This window comes from Micromonospora sp. SYSU B005, from assembly GCF_055362685.1.
On record NZ_JAXCFU010000014.1, the window covers coordinates 61,269 to 80,690 of the forward strand.

The 19,422-nt window shown below is 72.3% G+C and carries 23 protein-coding genes; 13 read left to right on the top strand and 10 right to left on the bottom strand.

The window, feature by feature from the left end:
* Positions 1-3: 3 nt before the first annotated feature.
* Positions 4-312, bottom strand: coding sequence for an ArsR/SmtB family transcription factor (locus tag SM452_RS25425; protein WP_269697445.1), 309 nt, complete (start codon positions 310-312; stop codon positions 4-6).
* Between the two features lie 87 nt (positions 313-399).
* Here SM452_RS25425 and SM452_RS25430 point away from each other — a divergent pair, with 87 nt between their 5' ends.
* A complete protein-coding gene (locus tag SM452_RS25430) occupies positions 400-1,329 on the top strand; it encodes an LLM class F420-dependent oxidoreductase (RefSeq protein ID WP_463840844.1) in 930 nt (309 codons plus the stop codon).
* A 295-nt stretch (positions 1,330-1,624) separates the two neighbouring features.
* Here SM452_RS25430 and SM452_RS25435 read toward each other — a convergent pair whose 3' ends face one another.
* Positions 1,625-2,062, bottom strand: coding sequence for a hypothetical protein (locus tag SM452_RS25435; protein ID WP_463840845.1), 438 nt, complete (start codon positions 2,060-2,062; stop codon positions 1,625-1,627).
* A gap of 67 nt (positions 2,063-2,129) precedes the next feature.
* On the opposite strand from SM452_RS25435, the gene SM452_RS25440 reads away from it, so the two are divergent.
* Entirely contained in the window at positions 2,130-3,356 is a 1,227-nt protein-coding gene (locus SM452_RS25440) for an FAD-binding protein (protein ID WP_463840846.1), read from the top strand.
* A 22-nt stretch (positions 3,357-3,378) separates the two neighbouring features.
* Here SM452_RS25440 and SM452_RS25445 read toward each other — a convergent pair whose 3' ends face one another.
* The gene (locus SM452_RS25445) at positions 3,379-4,518 is read right to left on the bottom strand and encodes a site-2 protease family protein (protein WP_463840847.1); all 1,140 of its coding nucleotides are present in this window, start codon (positions 4,516-4,518) and stop codon (positions 3,379-3,381) included.
* Positions 4,519-4,669: 151 nt separating this feature from the next.
* On the opposite strand from SM452_RS25445, the gene SM452_RS25450 reads away from it, so the two are divergent.
* Positions 4,670-5,284, top strand: a complete 615-nt coding sequence (locus tag SM452_RS25450) for a DUF6082 family protein (protein WP_463840848.1) — start codon at positions 4,670-4,672, stop codon at positions 5,282-5,284.
* 30 nt (positions 5,285-5,314) lie between these two features.
* Here the strand turns inward: SM452_RS25450 and SM452_RS25455 are convergent, their stop codons facing one another.
* Both SM452_RS25455 and SM452_RS25460 read right to left on the bottom strand, forming a co-directional pair.
* Complete coding sequence (locus SM452_RS25455; protein ID WP_355508456.1) at positions 5,315-5,497, bottom strand: DUF397 domain-containing protein; 183 nt, start codon at positions 5,495-5,497, stop codon at positions 5,315-5,317.
* 37 nt (positions 5,498-5,534) lie between these two features.
* Positions 5,535-6,371 carry a helix-turn-helix domain-containing protein gene (locus SM452_RS25460; RefSeq protein ID WP_463840849.1) on the bottom strand — a complete coding sequence of 279 codons (837 nt, stop codon included), beginning with the start codon at positions 6,369-6,371 and terminating at the stop codon, positions 5,535-5,537.
* 271 nt (positions 6,372-6,642) lie between these two features.
* On the opposite strand from SM452_RS25460, the gene SM452_RS25465 reads away from it, so the two are divergent.
* The 3 genes from SM452_RS25465 to SM452_RS25475 all read left to right on the top strand — a co-directional run bounded on the left by SM452_RS25465 (position 6,643) and on the right by SM452_RS25475 (position 7,417).
* A complete protein-coding gene (locus SM452_RS25465; RefSeq protein ID WP_013475594.1) occupies positions 6,643-6,957 on the top strand; it encodes a DivIVA domain-containing protein in 315 nt (104 codons plus the stop codon).
* On the top strand, positions 6,954-7,208 hold the full coding sequence (locus SM452_RS25470; protein WP_194802261.1) for a hypothetical protein: 255 nt from the start codon (positions 6,954-6,956) through the stop codon (positions 7,206-7,208). Before SM452_RS25465 ends, SM452_RS25470 begins: the two co-directional genes overlap by 4 nt.
* Positions 7,209-7,288: 80 nt before the next feature.
* Positions 7,289-7,417 carry a hypothetical protein gene (locus SM452_RS25475; RefSeq protein WP_018787132.1) on the top strand — a complete coding sequence of 43 codons (129 nt, stop codon included), beginning with the start codon at positions 7,289-7,291 and terminating at the stop codon, positions 7,415-7,417.
* A 68-nt stretch (positions 7,418-7,485) separates the two neighbouring features.
* Here the strand turns inward: SM452_RS25475 and SM452_RS25480 are convergent, their stop codons facing one another.
* The 3 genes from SM452_RS25480 to SM452_RS25490 all read right to left on the bottom strand — a co-directional run bounded on the left by SM452_RS25480 (position 7,486) and on the right by SM452_RS25490 (position 9,051).
* Entirely contained in the window at positions 7,486-7,905 is a 420-nt protein-coding gene (locus SM452_RS25480) for a PIN domain-containing protein (RefSeq protein WP_463840850.1), read from the bottom strand.
* Entirely contained in the window at positions 7,902-8,111 is a 210-nt protein-coding gene (locus tag SM452_RS25485) for a type II toxin-antitoxin system VapB family antitoxin (protein WP_463840851.1), read from the bottom strand. Before SM452_RS25485 ends, SM452_RS25480 begins: the two co-directional genes overlap by 4 nt.
* An 88-nt stretch (positions 8,112-8,199) precedes the next feature.
* Positions 8,200-9,051, bottom strand: coding sequence for an alpha/beta hydrolase (locus SM452_RS25490; RefSeq protein ID WP_355508323.1), 852 nt, complete (start codon positions 9,049-9,051; stop codon positions 8,200-8,202).
* Positions 9,052-9,188: 137 nt separating this feature from the next.
* On the opposite strand from SM452_RS25490, the gene SM452_RS25495 reads away from it, so the two are divergent.
* The 5 genes from SM452_RS25495 to SM452_RS25515 all read left to right on the top strand — a co-directional run bounded on the left by SM452_RS25495 (position 9,189) and on the right by SM452_RS25515 (position 13,547).
* Positions 9,189-9,932 (top strand): SDR family NAD(P)-dependent oxidoreductase, encoded by a 744-nt coding sequence (locus SM452_RS25495; protein WP_355508321.1) that lies wholly within the window; start codon positions 9,189-9,191, stop codon positions 9,930-9,932.
* A 110-nt stretch (positions 9,933-10,042) separates the two neighbouring features.
* Complete coding sequence (locus tag SM452_RS25500; protein WP_463840852.1) at positions 10,043-10,933, top strand: ABC transporter ATP-binding protein; 891 nt, start codon at positions 10,043-10,045, stop codon at positions 10,931-10,933.
* A gap of 23 nt (positions 10,934-10,956) precedes the next feature.
* Positions 10,957-11,757: an ABC transporter permease gene (locus tag SM452_RS25505; protein WP_463840853.1), complete on the top strand. Its 801-nt coding sequence runs from the start codon at positions 10,957-10,959 to the stop codon at positions 11,755-11,757.
* Positions 11,758-11,778: 21 nt separating this feature from the next.
* Positions 11,779-12,930: a sensor histidine kinase gene (locus SM452_RS25510; RefSeq protein WP_463840854.1), complete on the top strand. Its 1,152-nt coding sequence runs from the start codon at positions 11,779-11,781 to the stop codon at positions 12,928-12,930.
* Complete coding sequence (locus SM452_RS25515; protein WP_043329150.1) at positions 12,927-13,547, top strand: response regulator transcription factor; 621 nt, start codon at positions 12,927-12,929, stop codon at positions 13,545-13,547. The genes SM452_RS25510 and SM452_RS25515 overlap by 4 nt, the downstream gene beginning before the upstream one ends.
* 6 nt (positions 13,548-13,553) lie before the next feature.
* Here SM452_RS25515 and SM452_RS25520 read toward each other — a convergent pair whose 3' ends face one another.
* Both SM452_RS25520 and SM452_RS25525 read right to left on the bottom strand, forming a co-directional pair.
* A complete protein-coding gene (locus SM452_RS25520; RefSeq protein ID WP_357209441.1) occupies positions 13,554-14,444 on the bottom strand; it encodes a L,D-transpeptidase in 891 nt (296 codons plus the stop codon).
* Between the two features lie 73 nt (positions 14,445-14,517).
* Positions 14,518-15,963 carry an alpha-amylase gene (locus SM452_RS25525; RefSeq protein ID WP_355508309.1) on the bottom strand — a complete coding sequence of 482 codons (1,446 nt, stop codon included), beginning with the start codon at positions 15,961-15,963 and terminating at the stop codon, positions 14,518-14,520.
* 236 nt (positions 15,964-16,199) lie between these two features.
* Between SM452_RS25525 and SM452_RS25530 the strand changes: the two genes are divergently transcribed.
* Positions 16,200-17,954: a ferric reductase-like transmembrane domain-containing protein gene (locus tag SM452_RS25530; protein ID WP_463840855.1), complete on the top strand. Its 1,755-nt coding sequence runs from the start codon at positions 16,200-16,202 to the stop codon at positions 17,952-17,954.
* Positions 17,951-19,417: an NADH-ubiquinone oxidoreductase-F iron-sulfur binding region domain-containing protein gene (locus SM452_RS25535; RefSeq protein WP_355508304.1), complete on the top strand. Its 1,467-nt coding sequence runs from the start codon at positions 17,951-17,953 to the stop codon at positions 19,415-19,417. Before SM452_RS25530 ends, SM452_RS25535 begins: the two co-directional genes overlap by 4 nt.
* The last annotated feature ends 5 nt before the right edge of the window (positions 19,418-19,422 follow it).

The window sequence follows — 19,422 nt, forward strand, 5'->3', positions numbered from 1 at the left end:
CTGTCACTCCTGACTGTCGAGATGGCGTTCCAGGGCGTCGAGATGCGCGGTCCACATCGACCGGTACGGCCCGAGCCAGTCGTCCACTGCCCGTAGCGGCGCTGTGTCGACCCGGTAGATCCGCCGCTGCGCGGCAGTACGGCAGGTGACCAGGCCGGCGTCGCGGAGCACCCGCAGGTGCTTGGAGACGGCCGGCTGGCTCATGCCCAGCGCGTCCACCAGCTCGCCGACGCTGCTCTCCGCCCGGCGCAGCCGGTCCAGGATGCGGCGCCGGGAGGGCTCGGCCAGCACGGCGAAGGCGTCGACGGTCACCCTTGCAATATGCCTTACTGGTTATATGCCTGGCAAGGAATGACAGGTCGCGCTGCCCCGGCCCGGCGGGCTCCATATGCTCGGGGGATGGAACTGCGGATCTTCACCGAGCCCCAGCAGGGGGCCACATACGACCAGCTCCTCGCCGTGGCCCGCCGCGCGGAGGAGACCGGCTTCGCCGCGTTCTTCCGCTCCGACCACTACCTGAAGATGGGTTCGGTGAGCGGCGACCCCGGCCCGACCGACGCGTGGACCACGCTCGCCGGCCTGGCCCGCGACACCACCCGGATCCGGCTCGGCACCCTGATGACAGCCGCGACGTTCCGGCTCCCCGGCCCGCTGGCGATCACCGTGGCGCAGGTCGACCAGATGAGCGGCGGCCGGGTCGAGCTGGGCATCGGCACCGGCTGGTACGCCGAGGAGCACTCCGCCTACGGCATCCCGTTCCCGGCGCTGGGGGAGCGGTTCGACCGGCTGGAGGAGCAGCTCGCCGTCATCACCGGGCTCTGGTCCACCCCGGACGGTGCCACGTTCGACTTTCCCGGCACGTACTACCCGGTCAGTGACTCGCCCGCGCTGCCGAAGCCGGTGCAGCGCCCCCGCCCGCCGATCCTGCTCGGTGGTATGGGCCCGAAGCGCACGCCCCGCCTGGCCGCCCGGTACGCCGACGAGTTCAACCTGCCGTTCGCCTCGGTCGAGGACACCGTCGCGCAGTTCCAGCGGGTACGCGACGCCTGCGCCGAGATCGACCGGGATCCGTCCACGATGACCTGGTCCAACGCGCTCGTGCTCTGCTGCGGCCGCAACGAGGCCGAGGTGAGGCGCCGCGCCGAGGCGATCGGACGCGACCCGGCCGAGCTGCGCGCCAACGGCGCCGCCGGCACGCCCGCCGAGGTGGTCGAGACGCTCGGCCGGTACGCCGAGGCCGGCAGTTCGCGCGCCTACCTCCAGGTGCTGGACCTGACCGACCTGGACCACCTGGAGCTGGTAGCCGCCGAGGTGATGCCCCAGATCTGACCGGGCTCGCCCGCCCCGCCTCCCGTCCCGCCTCCCGCCTCCCGTCGAGATCTTGGTAGGAGACGGCCCCCATAGGGGCCCTTTCCTACCAAGATCTACACCGGTCCACCTCGCGGAACGACAATCTCGCGTCACGGGAGGCACTCCCGCACCACCCCCACAAACCCGCGATCTTGCGGTTGCGGCCCTTTCTGTGCCGGATTTGCGGCTCTTGTCGGGGCAGTAACTGCATGATCAACGGTGTGGGCGCCAGAACTCCAAGATCGTCGCCGAGTCGCGTGAGCGCCGGGGCGCGTCAGCGTGGGGTTGCGCGGCGGACGGTGTCGAGGCGGCCGTCGCGGTCGCTGTCCAGGTATGTCACGTCGGGCACACCGTCGCCGTCCAGGTCGACCTGCACCACGTCGGCCACGCCGTCGCCGTCCAGGTCGGTCACCACCTCGACGGAACCGTCCAGGTGCCGGGTCACGATCGACCGGCCGGACGCCTGGCGCGGCGGCGGCCCCGGGTGGGGCACCGGGTCCGGCTCGGGCTCCGGCGTGGGCCCTGGCACCGGCGCGGTCGCGGCGGGCGTCACCCCCACACCGGCGGTTCCCACACCGGCCGGTCCCACACCGACGGGCCCCACACCGGCTGGCGGCATCTCCGCAGCGTCGGGGTCCACGCCGGTCGGGTCGATCTCCTCCTCCGACGGGTACACGTCGCCGCGGAGGCTCGGGTCGCGGTAGCTGCTCATCCCGCCAGGATTCCCGCCGAGTGGCCGGGGCAACCCTGCCGGCGCATGATGGCGCATGATGCAGCGCATGACGGACACCAACTGGGCCGGAAACGTCAGCTGGTCTGCGCGTACCCGATCGCGGCCGACCTCGACCGACGACCTGCGCCGGCTGGTCGCGGAGGCCGACCTGGTCCGGGCCGTCGGCACCGGCCACTCGTTCAACCGGCTCGGCGACACCACCGGCACCCAGATCGCGCTGGACGGCCTGCCGCCCACCGTCGCGCTCGACCCCGACCGCGGCACCGTCACCGTCGCGGCCGGCGTCCGCTACGGCGACCTGGCCACCGCGCTCCAGGCTCAGGGGTACGCGCTGGCGAACCTCGCCTCGCTGCCGCACATCTCGGTGGCCGGCTCGGTCGCCACCGCCACCCACGGGTCCGGCGCGCGGAACCGCAACCTCGCTGCCGCCGTCGCCGCGCTGGAACTGGTCACCGCCGACGGCGACCTGATCACCGTCGACCGCGGTGACCCGCGGTTCGCCGGGATGGTGGTCAACCTGGGCGCGCTGGGCGTGGTGAACCGGCTCACGCTCGACGTGGTGCCCACGTACGCGGTGCGCCAGCACGTCCGCCTCGGCCTGCCTCGTGCGGCGCTGGACGAGGCGCTCGACGCCGCGTACAGCGTCAGCGTCTTCACCTCGTGGCGCTCGGAGCGTTTCGACCAGGTGTGGGTGAAGCAGTACGCGGACCAGGCGCCGCCGCCCGCCGACTGGCTGGACACGGTGGCCGCCGACTCGCCCCGGCACCCGGTGCCCGGCATGTCGCCGGAGCACTGCACGGCGCAGCTCGGCGAGCCGGGGCCGTGGCACGAGCGGCTGCCGCACTTCCGGCTCGGATTCACGCCGAGCAGCGGCGACGAGTTGCAGTCCGAGTGGCACGTGGCCCGGGCCGACGCGTCGGCGGCGCTCGCCACGCTCGATCCGGTCGCCGACCGGATCGCCGCCGTGCTCCAGATCTGCGAGCTGCGGACGATCGCCGCCGACGAGCTGTGGCTGAGCCCGAACTTCCGGCGCGACTCGCTGGCGCTGCACTTCACCTGGATCGGTGACCCGGTGGCTGTCGCGCCGGTGCTGGCCGAGGTGGAGGAGCGGCTCGCCCCGTTCGCGCCGCGCCCGCACTGGGGCAAGCTGTTCGAGCGCGATCCCGCCGCCGCGTACCCCCGGCACGCCGACTTCGCCGCGCTGCTGCGCGAGTTCGACCCGAAGGGGAAGTTCCGCACCGCCGAGATGGACCGCTACTTCCCCCGGGACTGAGTCAGCTTTCCTCGGGGCTGACTCAGCGCCCGGCGGGCGTCTGCTGGCGCAGGCTGCCGCGCTGGACCGCCCGGCTGATGTCGCTGGGCGAGACGATGCCGACCAACTGTTCGTCGATCACCACCAGCGCCCGGCCGTCGGTGCACTCGTTGAGGCGGGGCAGCAGGTCGGTGAGCTGCTCGTCCGGGCGGGCGAGCACCAGTTCGTCGGCCCGGCAGGACACCTCCGCCAGCGTGGTCGAGGCGCGGCGGTCCGCCGGGATGCCGCGTACCCGATCGAGCGTGACCAGACCGACCGGCCTGCCGTCGACGGTGAGCGGCAGTGCCGAGTGCCGGTACGCGAACAGGTAGTGGTCGACGAAGTCGGCCACCGTGAGGTCGCCGGACGCGGTCTGCGGCTGCGGCGTCATCACGTCGCCGACCCGGATGCCGCGCAGTGCGTCGCCCATCCGGGCGGCGCGTTCCTCCTGGCCGGCGGCGCCGAGCAGGAACCAGCCGATCAGCGCCAGCCAGAGCCCGCCGAACCCGGCGCCGGTGAAGAACCGCCACAGCCCCAGCCCGATCAGCACGACGCCGAGCACCCAGCCCGCGCGGGCCGCCACCACCGACGCCTTGGTCCGGTCGCCGGTGAACTTCCAGACCGCCGCGCGCAGCAGCCGCCCGCCGTCCAGCGGGGCGGCGGGCAGCACGTTGAAGATCGCCAGCAGCACGTTGATGCCCGCGAGCCAGGACAGCGCGCCGAGCAGCAGCCCGTGCCCGCCCGCGGCGGCGACCGCCACCGCGATCCCCGCGAAGAACACGCCGATGATCAGGCTGACCAGCGGCCCGACCCCGGCGATCCGCAGCTCGGCGCCCGGGTCCTTCGCCTCGCCCTTCAGCTCGGCGACGCCGCCGAACAGCCACAGCGTGATGCCCTCGACCTCGATGCCGTTGCGCTTGGCGACCACGGCGTGCGCGACCTCGTGGGCGAGCAGGCCGAGGAAGAAGACCACAGCGGCGGCCAGACCGGCCGCGATGTAGGCGACGGGGGAGTGACCGGGGTACGAGGCCGGGAACAGGCTGGCCGACAGCGCCCACGCGATCAGCACGAAGATGACCAGGACACTCCAGTTGACGCCGACCGGTACGCCAGCGATCCGACCCAGACGGAAACTCGCCCTCATGTTCCCGTCATACCCGGCGCACCCACCCGCACACCAGAACCTGCTGCACGGCGTGCCGGACCTGCGGTGAGTGCAGAGCCAGGAGGATCGGGGTGCCAGGAGGCAGCGCACATGATTGATCAACTTTGATGAGAGAACTAGCCTTGCGTAGATGAGGAGTGTTCGCGGCGTAGCCGTCTGGGTGTTGTTGGTCTTCTTGGGAGGGCTTGTACTGCTGCTTTCCCCGCCCCTGATCGACTACGCCTTCGATCCGAGTACCGACTGGGAGCGCTTGGCGAATATCGGCCAAGCCTACGGCTCGGTATCCATGCTTCTCTCTGCGCTGGCTCTCGTGGGTGTGGTCGCCACCACCATCAGTCAAAACAGGCAGGCCCGCATCGCATTGGAATACGCGCAACGTGACCAGCACGCCTTGTTGCTCAAGATGGCCATAGACGATGCCGTGCTGATGGAGTGCTGGGGGTCGCTGACCCAGGACCCTGCCCCTGAACGGCGAAGGCAGCGGGCCTACATCAACCTGATCCTCAACTTCTGGGCCGCGACCTGGCAACTGGGCGGGATGCCTGAGAGTCAGTTGCGAGGTCTGCTGGCGGCTGACATCTTCGCCACCGAGATCGGCTTGAGGTTCTGGGAGCAGGCGCGGCTTACGCGAAAGGTCGTGCACGCGGGGGCGCAGCCAGCAGCGTTCGACCGGATTGTGGAGGACGAGTACCTGCGCGCCCTTGCGAAGCTACGAAGCGCGGAGGCTTCGGGCACCGGATCGTAGGGCAGGGTGGGCAGGCGATGCCTGCCGCGTTCAGCTCCGGAACGTCTCGTACTTGACGCTCGCAACGAAGGTCGACCAGGCTGCCGGGTCGAAGGCGAGGATAGGACCTCGCGGGTCCTTGCTGTCGCGTAGCCCGACCACGCCGGGCAGGTTGTCGGCGACCTCGACGCAGTCTCCGGAACCGTTGCTGCGGGTGCTCTTGCGCCAGGTCATCGTCGCCTGGTTGGCCTCGTCCACCCGCGCCGTCCTCTCATAGCTCGTCGATCGCCCCCAGGATGAGGTCGCGCGACTCCCGGGCGCCGGCCGCCGTGGCGACCAGATGCTCGAAGACGCGGCTGTACTCCCTGACCTGTTGGCCTTCGAGATAGAGGCTACCCGCGCGGGTCTCGACGTAGACGACCCCCGGATCGGCCGGCTCGGGGAAGGCCAGCACGCTGAAGGCGCTGCCCATCGACCCGTACTCGCCGGCGCCGAACGTCAGGATCTGGATGGTGCGGCCGGGCCGATCGGCCTCCTCGGCCAGTCGCCGCAACTGCGCCGCGAACAGCTCCGCGCCGCCGACCGGCCGCCGTAGCGCTGCCTCGTCCAGCACCACCCAGAGCTTCGGCGGAGTTTCGGTGTCCTGACGGCGCATGCGCAACTCCACCCGCCGGTCGACCTCGTCGTTCGGGGCGTCCGGGTGCTCGGCGCGGATGACCGCGCGGGCGTAGTCGGCGGTCTGGAGCGGACCCGGGACCAGTTGCGGTTGGAACGCGCGGATCTCGGACGCCTCGGCCTCCAGCCCGACGTAGACCTCGAACCAGTCCGGCAGCACGTCGTCGTACGCCTGCCACCAGCCGCGCTTGCGCGCATCTCGTGCGACCTGGACGAGTGCGTCCACTTCGTCGCCCTCCACCCCGTACAGCTCAAGGAGCCCACGGGCGACCGGCGGCATGACGGACACCTGGGCGTTCTCGATGCGGCTGATCGCCGACTTCGAGATGCCCACCTCCTTGGCGGCCTGGTCGGCGGTCATGCCGGTCTGTTCACGGAGGCGACGCAGCGCAGCGGCCAGGCGTCGACGTCGGACGGTCGGGCTTCCAGTCATGCCGGTCAGTGTGGCGGAACCGGACGAGCTTCGCAATGACACACTCCCGAATCGGGAGTTGCGTAAAGGGTGCAGTTCACTGCACGATGAGTGAGTGGCCGGATCGGCTGGGTTACCGCGTTGTCGATCTGGGTCACGCGCTGTGCCCTGCTGACGTACTGCTGGTCGAAGGCTGCGACGGCAGGTGCCGGGGTGGGTCCGCCGGTGCGGGGCGGGCCGGCGGGCCCGCCCTTCCACGGTTCGATCTCGACGGTGAGAGGCAGGTCCTGTCATGCGCGTCTTCCTTCGGCGTGTCCGGCGTCGCCGGCGGTCGGTCCTCGGATCGACCTGCTACCGCTCGTCGGCCTACCACCCGCTGCGCCCCTGGCAGGTCCGTGAGCGGAGCTTCCGGCCGACCCCGCTGGGACGGCGCGGGCTCGATCCGCAGGAGGTGCGGGAGTTCCTCGACCGCGTCGCCGGTGACCTGGCCGCCGTCTACGACGCGCTGGCGCAGAGCCGCCGGGAGACCGACCGGATCAAGAACGCGCTTCGCCGCTGGCAGTCGGAGCAGGCCCGGGCCCGTAACGAACGGGGGTACGACAGATGACCGAGCGCTGGGTGATCCACCTGCCGGTCGTCGTCAACGACCTGCTCTCCGCTCAGCGGCTGGCCCGCGTGGTGGCGCACTGGACCCACGTCCTGCCGCAGACCGAGCCGGGCGGCACCACTGTCTCGGCGGAGGACGACCAGAACGTCCGTCACTGGGTGTTCTGCGACCGGTTGCTGCCCGGTGGGCAGCGGTGTCTGCTACGGCCCGGACACGACGACGAGTGCTCCCGGCGGTTCCGGCCGCGATGAGCATGCGCCGGAGCAGCGTCGGACGCCCGCAACCGGAAGCGGAATATGCACGAGCCGCGGTCGAGAACATCGGTTATGCAGTGACCGACGAGGACGTCGAGCGGGCCCGCCGGAGGCTGGCACAACAGCCGCCGATCACCGACGAGCAGCACGACCGGAACATGGAGTGGCTGCGCCAATTCGGGGGCGACAGGGCGGCTGGCGCGTGAACGGGCTCGTCCTGGACACCTCGGCGCTACTCCCGGCGGCCCCACCCGGCATCGAGGCCCGGAGTCGGTCAGTCGGCCTTTCCGGCCGGGACGACCCACGTCGTCGGCTGGCCGGTGATCGCGGTGATCAGGTCGAAGTCACCGTCGTAGTGCAGAACGGTCACGCCATGCCGTTCGGCCGTCGCGGCGATCAGCAGATCGGCCATCGAGAGCGCTCGGTGGTTGCCCTTGTGCAGCGCCTGCACCTGGACGTCGATCGCACGATCCCAGATGTCGTCGGGCATGGCGAGCCAGTCGAAACCGCGGAGCAGCCACCGAGCGCGCTTCGCGTCCTTGGCCGAGCGGGCGCTGTGCACGACCTCGATCTCGATGGCGCCGCAGACCGCCAGCAGGCCGCGATCGGACAACTCGTCCAGGACCGATGCCACGGCGGGCTTCGGCCACCGGGCCAGCGCCGACTTGTCGAGGAGGTAGCGCTCCCGCGTCATGCCGCTTCGGGCTTCGACGCCTGCCCCGGGTCGGTGAGGTCCGGCAGGCCGCCGCTCTTGAGCCAGTCGGCGAACTCCCGTCGTTTCTCCCGGTTGACCACGTCCTGAAGCGCGGCGTTGACGGTGGCCTTCTTGGTGCCGGTACCGAGGATCTCGGCGGCCTCGGCCAGGAGTTCGTCGTCGACGTCGAGAATGGTGCGGGACATGGCATGCCTCCTCGTCCAGCGGGCGAACGAGGTGATGATATCAAGTTTTCGGTTTCTTGATATACGCATGCGGAGGTGTCGGGCTGGGTCAGCGTCGTCGAGGGGCCTCGGCGACCACCGTCGGGGAGAACTCGTTCGCCGCCTCGACCGCCCACTCCAGCGCGAAGTCCGCCTCCTCCTCCCAGCCCGGTTCGCCGCCGACGAAATGCGACCGGCCGGGGAACTCCCGGTAGCCGGTGAGCGCCGTCGAACTCCGGTAGAGGTTGGCGATCGAGCTGGCCAAGGTTGCGGGCACCACATGGTCCTCGCCGCCCGCGGTGATCAGCAGCGGGGCGCGGTCGCTGCGCTTCTTGTCGATCTCGGTGGCCGAGTTCGGGTCCAGATTGGCGAACGCGGCCTCGAACAGCACGTGCCCGGCGCCCGGTACGGCGTACCGCTCCCAGGCGGCGTCGGACTGCTCCTGGCTGATGGTGTTGCCGAACGCGTACCGGAAGTCCTCCGGCGTGAACGGCACCGCCCGGTGCCGGTTCGCCGGGTTGTGCAGGATCGAGTACCCGGAGCGCAGCGTGCTGGGCGGCAGCTTGAGCACGCCCCGTACCGGCGCGGGGTGCACGGCGACCACCGCGGCGCCGAGGTGCCGGTCCGCCAGCAACTGGGCGATCAGGCCGCCGAACGAGTGGCCCATGACGATCGGCGGGCGCGGCAGGTCCCGGATGATCGCCTCGTAGTGGTCGGCGATGTCGGCGATGCGCTGCGCGGCGATCGGCGCGGGGTCGGCCCGCAGTTCCTCCACCTCGCGGTCCATGCCGGGCCAGGCGGGCGTGAGCACCTGGAAGCCGCGCGCGGAGTACCGCTGCGCCCAGTGCTCCCAGCTCCGCGAGGTCATCCAGAGCCCGTGGATGAGCACGATCGTGTCGACCCGTCCCGTCGGTGCGCTCATGTCCGCCTCCCCGTTTCGCCGCTGGACGGCCCGCGCGTACCCGGACTGGGTGCCGGCAATCCTGTCTGATCGAACAGACGGGAAACGGCCGGCGACCCGGATGATCGCTGTCCTGAGTCGACTGTCAGGATGACGGCATGACGGTCAGACTTGCCGACAGGGTCGCCCTGGTGACGGGCGGGAGCCGGGGAATCGGCGCCGCCGTCGCTCGCCGGCTGGCCGAGGACGGCATCCACGTCGCGTTCACCTACCGCACCGCGGAGGACAGCGCGAAGTCCGTGGTGGCCGAGATCGAGGCGTACGGCCGGACCGGCCTGGCGATCAACGCGGACAGTACCGATGCGACGGCCGTCGTCGGCGCCGTGGAGCGGACCGTCGCCGAGTTGGGGCGGTTGGACATCCTGGTCAACAACGCCGGGGTGTTCGCGGGTGGGCCGATCGAGTCGGTCAGCCTCGACGCCCTGGACCGGGCGATCGCGGTGAACGTGCGCGGGACCTACCTCGCCACCCAGGCGGCGGTACGCCACATGGGTGCCGGTGGGCGGATCGTCAACATCGGCAGCAGCTTCGCCAGCCGCGTCCCGGCACCGGGGGTGAGCGCGTACGCGATGACCAAGAGCGCCGTGAACGGGCTGACCCGGGCGCTCGCCCGGGAACTCGGTCCGCGTGGGATCACCGTCAACCTGATCCTGCCCGGCTCGACCGACACCGACATGAACCCGGCGGACAGCGCCGGCGCGGACGGGCAGCGGTCGCACATCGCCCTCGGCCGGTACGCGGAGCCGGAAGACGTGGCGGCTACTGTCAGTCACCTGGTGGGCGCCGGTGGACGGCACATCACCGGCGCGTCGATCGCGATCGACGGCGGCGCGACGGCCTGAGCGGCCCCAGAACGTGCGGCGTCGGCGGTGTGACCGCCTGACAAATGTCACGGCCGTAAGGTGACTGCCGCTCCGGGGAACCGGACACCCGGCACCGGAGCATCGTGGGCATGACCGAACCCGCACCGGCCGTCGACCTGGCCGGACTCACAAAGACCTTCGGCCCGGTGACCGCCGTCGACGGGCTCGACCTGCGGATCGCCCCCGGCGAGGTGGTGGCGTTCCTCGGCCCCAACGGCGCCGGCAAGACCACCACCGTCGACATGCTGCTCGGGCTGGCCCGCCCGGACGCCGGCACCGTGCGCCTGTTCGGCGGCGAACCGGCCGACGCCGTCCGGCTCGGCCGGGTCGCCGCCGTGATGCAGACCGGCGGCCTGCTCAAGGACCTCACCGTCGCCGAGACGGTACGGATGACAGCGCACTTCTACGGTCACACCCGGCCGGTGGCGGAGGTGCTGGAGCGCGCCGGCATCGCCGGGATCGCCGACCGCGCGGTGGGCAAGTGCTCGGGCGGTCAGCAGCAGCGCCTGCGGTTCGCCCTCGCACTGCTGCCTGACCCGGACCTGATGGTGCTGGACGAGCCGACCACCGGCATGGACGTCGAGGGCCGGCGTGACTTCTGGCAGGCGATCCGGGCCGACGCCCGCTCCGGCCGGACCGTCCTGTTCGCCACCCACTACCTGGACGAGGCCGACGCGTACGCGGACCGGATCGTGCTGATCCGCCAGGGCCGCGTGGTCGCCGACGGCACCACCGCCGAGATCAAGAACCTGGCCGCCGGGCGGGTGGTGCGGGCCACGCTGCCCGGCGCCGACCAGGCCGCGCTCGCCGCGCTGCCGGGCGTCCGCTCGGTCGAGGTACGCGGCGACGTGGTGCTCGTGCACAGCGAGGACTCCGACGTGGTGGCCCGGCACCTGCTGACCCGCACCGGCGCCCGGGACCTGGAGATCACCTCCCGCAACCTCGAGGACGCGTTCCTCACCCTGACCGCCTCCGCCTGAACCGACCCTCGGGGAGTCCTGCCATGACCGCCACGACCTCGTCCACCACCGGCACCCGCGCGGCCGACCGCCGCCCGCCCGCGCTCGGCGGCTTCTGCGCGCCGGTGCTCGGCATCGAGATACGCCGGGTGCTGCGCAACCGCCGTACGCTGCTGTTCATCCTGGTCATGCCGGCCGTGTTCTTCCTGCTGTTCGGGCTGCCCACGCGTGGGGAGAAGTTGGACAACGGGCTGCCGGTCACCGGCTGGATCATGATCAGCCTGGCCGTGTACGCGGCGATGGTCGCCACCACCAGCGCCGGCGCGGCTGTCGCCACCGAACGCGCACTGGGCTGGAGCCGGCAACTGCGGCTGACCCCGCTGCGCCCGGCCGCGTACGTGGCGACGAAGGTCGCCACCGCGATGGTGCTCGGCCTGCTCGGCGTACTCGTCGAGTTCGCCGTCGGGGCCGCCTCCGGGGTCCGGCTGCCGGCGCACGTCTGGGTGGAGTCCGGCATGACCGCCTGGATCGGCGCGCTCGTGTTCGCCGCGTTCGGGCTGTTCGTCGGCTACCTCGCCCCGGCCGAGAACGTCATGCAGTTCATGGGCCCGGCGCTGGCCATCCTGGCCATGCTGGGTGGCCTGTTCGTACCGCTGGAACTGCTGCCCGACGTGATGCAGCAGATCGCCGAGTTCACCCCGGTGTACGGGGTCGGTCAGCTCGCCCGGGCGCCACTGACCGGCACCGGGGTGGACTGGGCGGCGGTGGCGAACGTGACCGCCTGGACCGTGTTCTTCGGACTCGGCGCGGCCCGGCTGTTCCGCCGGGACACCACACGCGTCTGAGGTGGCACTAGCGTGATCGGCGTGACGTCGCCACCCGTCCCGGCCCGGCCGGTGAACCGCCACTGGCGGTTCACCGGCTGGCTGCTGGCGGCGGTCTGGCTGTTCTTCCTCAACATCCCGTTCACCACCGCACTGCACCAGCCGCAGATGTGGCGGCGGCTGGTCGGGATCGGCTCGCTCGTCGCGTTCGCCGTGGCGTACGTGCTGATCTTCGAATGGGCCCGGGCCCGGCGGCAGCGCCACCTGCCGGTGCCGCCCGGCCGGGCCCGGCTGCTGATCGCCGTGCTGCTCGCGCTCGGACTAGCCGGGATCCCCGGCACCGGCGGTGACTGGCTGACCACACTGGTCTTCGTCGCGGCTGCCGCGGTGTTCCTGCTGCCGTCGGTGGAGGCGCTGGTCGTGGTGGTGCTCGCCGCGGCAACGCCGCCGGTGACCGCGCGTCTGGTGCCCGGCTGGGAGCACGAGAGCACGCTCGTCTTCGCGGTGCTGCTCGCCTCGTTCGCCATGTTCGGGGTGAGCCGGCTGGCCCAGCGCAACGGCGAACTCCAGGCCGCGCAGCAGGAGATCCGCCGGCTGGCGGTGGCGGAGGAACGCGCCCGCGCCGCCCGGGACCTGCACGACATCCTCGGGCACTCGCTCACAGTGGTGGCGGTCAAGGCCGAGCTGGCCGGCCGGCTGATGGAACTTGACCCGGCCCGGGCCGCCGCCGAGATCGCCGACGTGGAGCGGCTGGCCCGGGAGGCGCTGGCGGACGTGCGGGGCACCGTCGGGGCGTACCGCGGGGTGGATCTGGCCTCCGAACTGGCCGGCGCCCGGTCGGCGCTGGCCGCCGCGGGCGTCGTCGCGGAGCTGCCGGAGTCGGTGCCGCCGCTGCCGGCGGACCGCGACGAGCTGTTCGGCTGGGCGGTCCGCGAGGGGGTGACGAACGTGGTGCGGCACAGCGGTGCCCGCCGGTGCGTCATCCGGGTGGAACCGTCGGCGGTGGAGGTACGCGACGACGGCCGGGGCCCGGCGGACCAGCGGGGCACGGCCGGGCACGGCCTGGCCGGACTGCGGGAACGGGCCCGGCGGCTGGACGCGACGGTGACAGTGGCGCGGCCGGACGACGGGCGTGGTTTCCTGCTCCGGGTGACCGTGCCCGGGGCGGTTGCGGACGGAGGGGCGCATCGGTGACCGAACCGATCAGGCTGCTGCTCGCCGACGACCAGGCGCTGGTCCGGGGCGCGCTGGCGGCGCTGCTGTCGCTGGAACCGGACCTCACGGTGGTGGCCGAGGTGAGCCGCGGCGACGAGGTGGTGCCGGAGGCGCTGCGCACCGGCCCGGACGTGGCGTTGCTCGACGTGGAGATGCCGGGTCTGGACGGGGTGGCCGCGACCGCCGCGCTGCGGGCCGCGCTGCCGTCCTGCCGGGTGCTCGTGGTGACCACGTTCGGGCGTCCCGGCTACCTGCGCCGGGCGATGGAGGCGGGTGCGAACGGCTTCGTCGTCAAGGACACCCCGGCGCGGCAGCTCGCCGACGCGGTCCGCCGGGTGCACGCCGGGCTGCGGGTGGTCGACCCGGCGCTCGCCGCCGAGACGCTCGCCACCGGGCCGAGCCCGCTGACCGAGCGGGAGACCGAGGTGCTGCGTACGGCACGCGGCGGCGGCACGGTGGCCGAGCTGGCGGCGACGTTGCACCTGTCCGAGGGGACCGTCCGCAATCATCTCTCCGCCGCCATCGGCAAGACCGGCGCCCGTAACCGGGCGGACGCGGTGCGGGTGGCTGAGGCGAACGGCTGGCTGCTGGGCTGAGCCCGGTCAGGGCAGGCGGTCCACCACCACGAAGGCGGTGCCCGGCTCGACCTCGGTCAGCAGCAGGCGCTGGGCGCTGCGGGTCAGCCGGATGCAGCCGTTCGTGACGTTCTTGCCGAGCGTGTCGTCGTTGTACCAGCTGTGCAGTCCGATGTGGGCCCCGCGCAGCCCGGTCGGCACCGCGTCGGGGTCGTCGGGGATCGCGCCGAGGGCGAAGATGTCGACGCCGCCGTAGACGGCCTGCGGGGGCGGGGTGCGGCCCAGCACGAACGTACGGCCCAGCGGGGTGAGCTGCCCGGACATACCGAGGCTGACCGGCCAGGTGCGCATCGCGCGTCCGTCCCGGCTCCAGGTGAGGCGGTGGGTGCGACGCTCCACCACGATCTGGTCGCGCAGCACCACTGTGGTCCAGCCACCGGACGGCAGCCAGGCGATGGTGCGGTTGGCAGACGGCAGCAGCACCGCCGTCCAGCCGGAGCGGCGGTCGACGATCGGCACGGTGAGCCGTACGCCGCTGATGGTCGGCGCGAGGAATGCCAGCGGACGGCCGCCCGGCGCGTCGTACGCGGCCACGTTCCGGTTCGGGCGCAGCCCCTCGCTCAACGGGCGGGTGTCGGCCGGGTCCGGATCGGGCGGGAAACCGCGCGGCGCCGGGTCGTAGGTGACCACCGGCAGGTCGTCCGGCGGCGGCGCGGCGGGCGGCACCGACTCCACCGGCGACGGGCTCGGCGCGGCGGTCGTAGCAGGGGGTGGGGCGGCGGGTGGCGTCGCTTGGCGCGCGGGCGTGGCGGTGAGCGCGCGGCCGACCAGCAGCGCGGTGACGAGCAGCAGCGGTACGGCGAGCGCGGCGATCAGCCAGCCGGGAGGCCGACGTGTGGCGAACCGGTCGAACAGCACGAAACCGACTGTAACCGACCGGAAGCCCTCGTACCCGGTACTACGGGTACGAGGGCTTCGCGGCCCGGGTGGCTCAGCTCAGCTTCGCGCCGATGTGGATGGCGATCCCGTCGTGCGCGGGGACGTTCGCGGCGAACCAGCCGGACGAGTCCACGGTGATCACCGGCCCGCTGCACGAGCCGTTGCTGAACGTGCCGTGGACGACGTCGCAGTAGCGGCCCGCCGGCAGCCCGGTGTAGTACGAGCGGCCGTTCACCGCGCTGTCCTCGTCGTTGATGGTCAGATAGCCCTTGCCGGTACGGCTGAACGCGATGTGCTGGTAGCCGTTGTCGTACCAGTTGGAGACCCCGGCGCCCTCGGTGGCGTTGCGGAAGCCGACCATGTTGGCGATCACCGGCCAGCGGTGCTCGCACTCCCAGCCCGAGTAGCAGGTGACGTTGGTGATCCGGTTGCTGCCGTCGGCGGGCGGGCCCTGGTCCCGGCCGCTGTAGGTGAAGCTCGACATCACCGCCGGGGTGCCGTACGGCCAGGCCAGCATGAACGCGTTGGCGAGCGCGTACGTGCCCCGGTTGCGGTAGGTCAGCACGCCGCCCTCGCGCTGGGTGTCGTGGTTGTCGGTGAAGACCACCGCCTTCGCGCTCGACAGGTAGCCCCAGGACTCGCCGAAGTTCTTCAGGTACGCGAGCCGCTCGTTGTTGAACATCCGGGCCAGGTCCTTGCCGTACCGGAACTCGTGCACGTCGCCGTTGCCGGTGTACTCGGTCGGCTGGATCGGCTCACCGGCGCCGTAGATGACCTCCTGCACCAGGTACGCGCTGCGGTTCAGCTTGGCCTTGATCGCCGCGATGTCGGCGGCCGGCATGTGCTTGCTGCCGTCCAGCCGGAAGCCGTCGACGCCGAGCGAGAGCAGGTCGTTGAGGTACGCGGCCAGCCGGCCGCGCACGTACTCCGACTCGGTCTTGAGGTCGGCGAGGTTGACCAGCTCGCAGTTCTGCACCTCGTACCGGTCGTTGTAGTTGGCGATGTCGTTGTTGCCGTTGCGGCCGCAGTAGTGGAAGTCCTGCGCCGAGTAGACGCCCGGGTAGTTGTAGTGGCCGTACGACGAGCCGGCCCAGCCGGTGCCGCCGTTCTCCTGGCCGGACATGTGGTTGACCACGGCGTCGACGATCACCTTGACGCCCGCGGCGTGGCAGGTGTTCACCATGGACTGGAACTGCGCGCGGGTGCCCTTGCGGGACTCGATCCGGTAGCTGACCGGCTGGTAGGACACCCACCACGGGCTGCTGTTGACGTGCTCCTGCGGCGGGGACACCTGCACGTAGCCGTAGCCCTTCGGGCCCAGCGTGCTGGTGCACTCGGCGGCCACCGAGGTCCAGTTCCACTCGAAGAGCTGGACGATGACCTTCTTGGCGCCGGGGGTGGCGGCGGCGGCCGGGGGTGCCGCCGCCGTGAGGGGGACGAGCAGGCTCGCGGCCAGGCCCAGGGCGAGCGCGGCGGCGCGGCATCGGCGTCGATGCATCAGGACTCCTGCGGGGTGCGGGGATGCGGGGGAGTGGAGCCTGTATCAGTGCCGGCTTCTTGCAACCGGACTGAAATTTTGCGGCAAGGTTACGAGCCTGTTGCAAAGTCTGTCAACGCATGGGCATCCGTCGTTGCGTCAGGCGCTACACGCGCGTCCGGTCCCGACGGTTCGAGAAACCGGCCGAGAAATTCGCCACCGGAGGTGATCCGTCCGCGCCGTCCCTCCGTACCTGAGTGGGGAGCAGGGTCGGCCGGTGGGGGCGCCGCCGCGAGACGATCGAGGAGCAGATGGCCCGGGCACAGCAGAACGAGAAGGCGACGACCGTCCGGACCACCAGCACCAGCCGTGGTGCCCGGACGATGTCGAAGTCCGCGATGGTGGCGCTGACCGCCTCCGCACTCGGCCTCGCGTGGGCGGGTGTGGAGCTGGCCGGCGCCGGCGGCGTCATGTACTCGTACGGATTCTTCTTCACCGAGTTCTTCGCCGGGGTGGTCGCCCTGGTCTCGCTCAGCATCACCGTGATGCTGGGCCTGCTCGCCACCGACCGCCTGGTGCTGCTCATCCGGCACCGCGTGCTGCTCCAGTCGGCGCACCGCGCCACCGGCGTACTCGGCGTGGCCGGACTGGTCTTCCACGTCATCACCAAGGTCGCGATCGGCCGGGCCGGGCCGACCGACGCCGTGGTGCCGTTCCTCAGCGGCAGCGGCCTCTACGTCGGACTGGGCACCGTGGCCGCGCTGCTGATGGTGGGCGTGCTCTGGACCGGCCTGGTCCGGGTCCGGTTCGCCGGCGTCGGTCCGAAGTGGTTCTGGCGCGGACTGCACTCGATGGCGTACGTGTCCTGGCCGTTCGCGCTCGTGCACGGCCTCAACGCCGGCCGGCCCGCCGCCGGCTGGGTGGTGCTGAGCTACCTCGCCTGCGTGGTGCTCGTGGTGATGGCGTTGCTGGTGCGCGTCTCGGTCCACCTCGGCAAGCGCAGCCGCGAGCAGCACCAGGCCGTCGCGCTCAACAAGGCGATGGCCGGCAAGGGCGAGGAGCGTACCGGCGTGTTCGCCGCGCTCACCCGGAAGAAGGCCGCCGACAAGACGGACAGCGGCACCGGCCGGGGCCGCTGGGCCGAGGCGAGCGCCACCTGGACCGCCCCGGCCGGCACCGCCCGGCGGCGCGACCCGGAGCGGTTCGCCGTACCCGTGGTGCCGGAACCCGGATCGCTGCGCGAGCCGGTCCGCGCCGCCGCCGCCCGGCGGCGCGAGGCCGAGCCGGACGCGCCCGCCCGTCGTGCCCGCACCCAGGAGGCGCCCGCCCGCCGCCGCGACGAGGAGCGCGAGCCCGTCGTCCGCGCCCGCGACGAGGAGGCGGCGCCGGCCCGCCGGACCGACAGCGAACGGCCCCGCCGCCGTCGCCGCGACGACGAGGAACGCGTGCCCCGCCGCTCCCGGACCGAGGAGCGGGTGAGCCGCCGCTCCCGCGACGACGAGGACCTGGTGGCCCGGTACTCCGCGCCGCCGGAGAGCGGCGGCCGGCACTCGGCGCCCCCGGACACCGGCGGTCGCCACTCCGCGCCCCCGGACAGCGGCCGGTACGCCACCGCGGCCGAGGTGGCCCGCTACTCCGCGCCGCCGCGCGCCACCGACGAGCCGGAGGAGCCGTGGGACAGCCCGCGCCGCTGGGAGTCCCGCCCGGTCTCCGGCGAGCCGATCTCGGCCGACCCGATCTCCGGCACCCCGCTCTCGGCGGAGCCGCTCAGCGGGTCCGGGCGCCGCTACCGCGACGAGGAGGACGTGCCGGAGGAGCCGGACTACTGGCGCCCGCCGGCCCGCTACGCCGCCGACGAGGCGTTCGTCGACGACACCCCGACGCTCGTCGACCTCGCCTCCCGCCGGGCGATGCGCGCGGGCAAGGAGAGCCGGTCCGGCCGTCGCAAGCGGGCCGACGCGGACGCCGTCGACGGCGCGTACTGGGCCGGGCTGCGGGGTGAGGCCCGGTGATGCGCGCGACGATCCCGCCGGTCGCCTGTGTCGGCGAGCCCCGCCTGACCGCCGGCTTCGCCGAGTTCGGCCGGCTCGACCTGCTGGCCCACGAGGAGGTGCACGGCCCGATCGGCCCGATGGAACCGGCGGCGCTGCTGCGGCTCGCCGAGGCGATCGACCTGAAGGGCAAGGGCGGTGCGGGCTTCCCGTTCGCCCGCAAGCTGCGGGCCGTGCTGGAGTCCTGCGAGCGGCAGGACCTGGGCGCCGTGGTGGTCGTCAACGCCACCGAGGGGGAGCCGGCGAGCTGGAAGGACAAGGTGCTGCTCACCCGTGCCCCGCACCTCATCCTGGACGGCGCCGCGCTCGCCGCGTTCGCGCTCGACGCCGAGGAGATCGTGATCGGGGTCGCAGACGACGACGTGGGCCGGCCCTCGCTGACCGAGGCGCTGCAGGAACGACGGATGCCGGTGCCGACCACCATCGTCACGGTGCCGCACCGGTTCATCTCCGGTGAGGGCGGCGCGCTCGTCAACGGCATCAACGGCCTGCCGCACATCCCGCCCGGCACGAAGAAGCGCTCCAGCGACTCCGGTGTCGGCGGGCTGCCCACGCTGCTCTCCAACGCCGAGACGTACTCCCAGCTCGCCGTCGCCGCCCGGATCGGCCCGTACGAGTACGCCGCCCTCGGCACCGACGACGAGCCGGGCACCGTGCTGCTCACCGTCACCGGGTCGGCGAAGCGCCCCGCCGTGGTGGAGTGCGCCGCCGGCACCCCGCTGCGCGAGATCCTCGACCTGTGCGAGGTGCCGCCCGGCCCGGGCATCCTCATGGGCGGCTACCACGGCAAGTGGATCACCGCGGCGGCCGCCGAGCGGGCCGAGGTGTCCCGCAAGGGGCTCACCGCCGTGGGCGGCACGCTCGGCGCCGGCATCATCGTGCCGCTCGGCGCCGACACCTGCCCGCTCGGCGAGGCCGCGCAGGTGGTGCGCTACCTCGCGGGCGAGTCCGCCGGGCAGTGCGGCCCGTGCAAGATGGGCCTGCCCGACCTGGCCCGCTCGGTCGACCTCGCGGTCTCCGGCAGCGCACCGGTCGAGCTGGTCCGGGCCGCGGCCGGCGACGTCAAGGGACGCGGCGCGTGCAGCCACCCGGACGGCACCGCCCGGTTCGCGCTGTCCGCGATGGAGGTGTTCGCCGACGACCTGCGGCTGCACGCCACCGGCGAGGGCTGCGGCAAGCGGGTCAAGGGCATGATGGGCCTGCCCGGCGCGCCGGACGCCAACCCGCAGAAGCTCACCCTGGACTGGTCGCGCTGCGACGGGCACGGGCTCTGCGCGCACGTCGTACCGGACTTCATCCGGCTCGACGGCAACGGCTACCCGGCGTTCCCGCCCACCCCGGTGCCGACGTGGCTGCGCGAGGGCGCGCTCAAGGCGGTAAAGGTCTGTCCCGAACTCGCGCTCCGCCTCGTTCGGGCCGAGTAGAACCA

What these genes read in the sequence shown, in the direction of transcription:
- SM452_RS25450 (WP_463840848.1), top strand. Translation starts at nt 4,670, where the DNA reads ATGAGGAGTGTTCGCGGCGTAGCCGTCTGGGTGTTGTTGGTCTTCTTG.
- SM452_RS25465 (WP_013475594.1), top strand. Translation starts at nt 6,643, where the DNA reads ATGCGCGTCTTCCTTCGGCGTGTCCGGCGTCGCCGGCGGTCGGTCCTC.
- SM452_RS25495 (WP_355508321.1), top strand. Translation starts at nt 9,189, where the DNA reads ATGACGGTCAGACTTGCCGACAGGGTCGCCCTGGTGACGGGCGGGAGC.
- SM452_RS25500 (WP_463840852.1), top strand. Translation starts at nt 10,043, where the DNA reads ATGACCGAACCCGCACCGGCCGTCGACCTGGCCGGACTCACAAAGACC.
- SM452_RS25445 (WP_463840847.1), bottom strand. Translation starts at nt 4,518, where the DNA reads ATGAGGGCGAGTTTCCGTCTGGGTCGGATCGCTGGCGTACCGGTCGGC.
- SM452_RS25485 (WP_463840851.1), bottom strand. Translation starts at nt 8,111, where the DNA reads ATGTCCCGCACCATTCTCGACGTCGACGACGAACTCCTGGCCGAGGCC.
- SM452_RS25480 (WP_463840850.1), bottom strand. Translation starts at nt 7,905, where the DNA reads ATGACGCGGGAGCGCTACCTCCTCGACAAGTCGGCGCTGGCCCGGTGG.
- SM452_RS25460 (WP_463840849.1), bottom strand. Translation starts at nt 6,371, where the DNA reads ATGACTGGAAGCCCGACCGTCCGACGTCGACGCCTGGCCGCTGCGCTG.
- SM452_RS25430 (WP_463840844.1), top strand. Translation starts at nt 400, where the DNA reads ATGGAACTGCGGATCTTCACCGAGCCCCAGCAGGGGGCCACATACGAC.
- SM452_RS25435 (WP_463840845.1), bottom strand. Translation starts at nt 2,062, where the DNA reads ATGAGCAGCTACCGCGACCCGAGCCTCCGCGGCGACGTGTACCCGTCG.
- SM452_RS25470 (WP_194802261.1), top strand. Translation starts at nt 6,954, where the DNA reads ATGACCGAGCGCTGGGTGATCCACCTGCCGGTCGTCGTCAACGACCTG.
- SM452_RS25440 (WP_463840846.1), top strand. Translation starts at nt 2,130, where the DNA reads ATGACGGACACCAACTGGGCCGGAAACGTCAGCTGGTCTGCGCGTACC.
- SM452_RS25490 (WP_355508323.1), bottom strand. Translation starts at nt 9,051, where the DNA reads ATGAGCGCACCGACGGGACGGGTCGACACGATCGTGCTCATCCACGGG.
- SM452_RS25505 (WP_463840853.1), top strand. Translation starts at nt 10,957, where the DNA reads ATGACCGCCACGACCTCGTCCACCACCGGCACCCGCGCGGCCGACCGC.
- SM452_RS25525 (WP_355508309.1), bottom strand. Translation starts at nt 15,963, where the DNA reads ATGCATCGACGCCGATGCCGCGCCGCCGCGCTCGCCCTGGGCCTGGCC.
- SM452_RS25455 (WP_355508456.1), bottom strand. Translation starts at nt 5,497, where the DNA reads ATGACCTGGCGCAAGAGCACCCGCAGCAACGGTTCCGGAGACTGCGTC.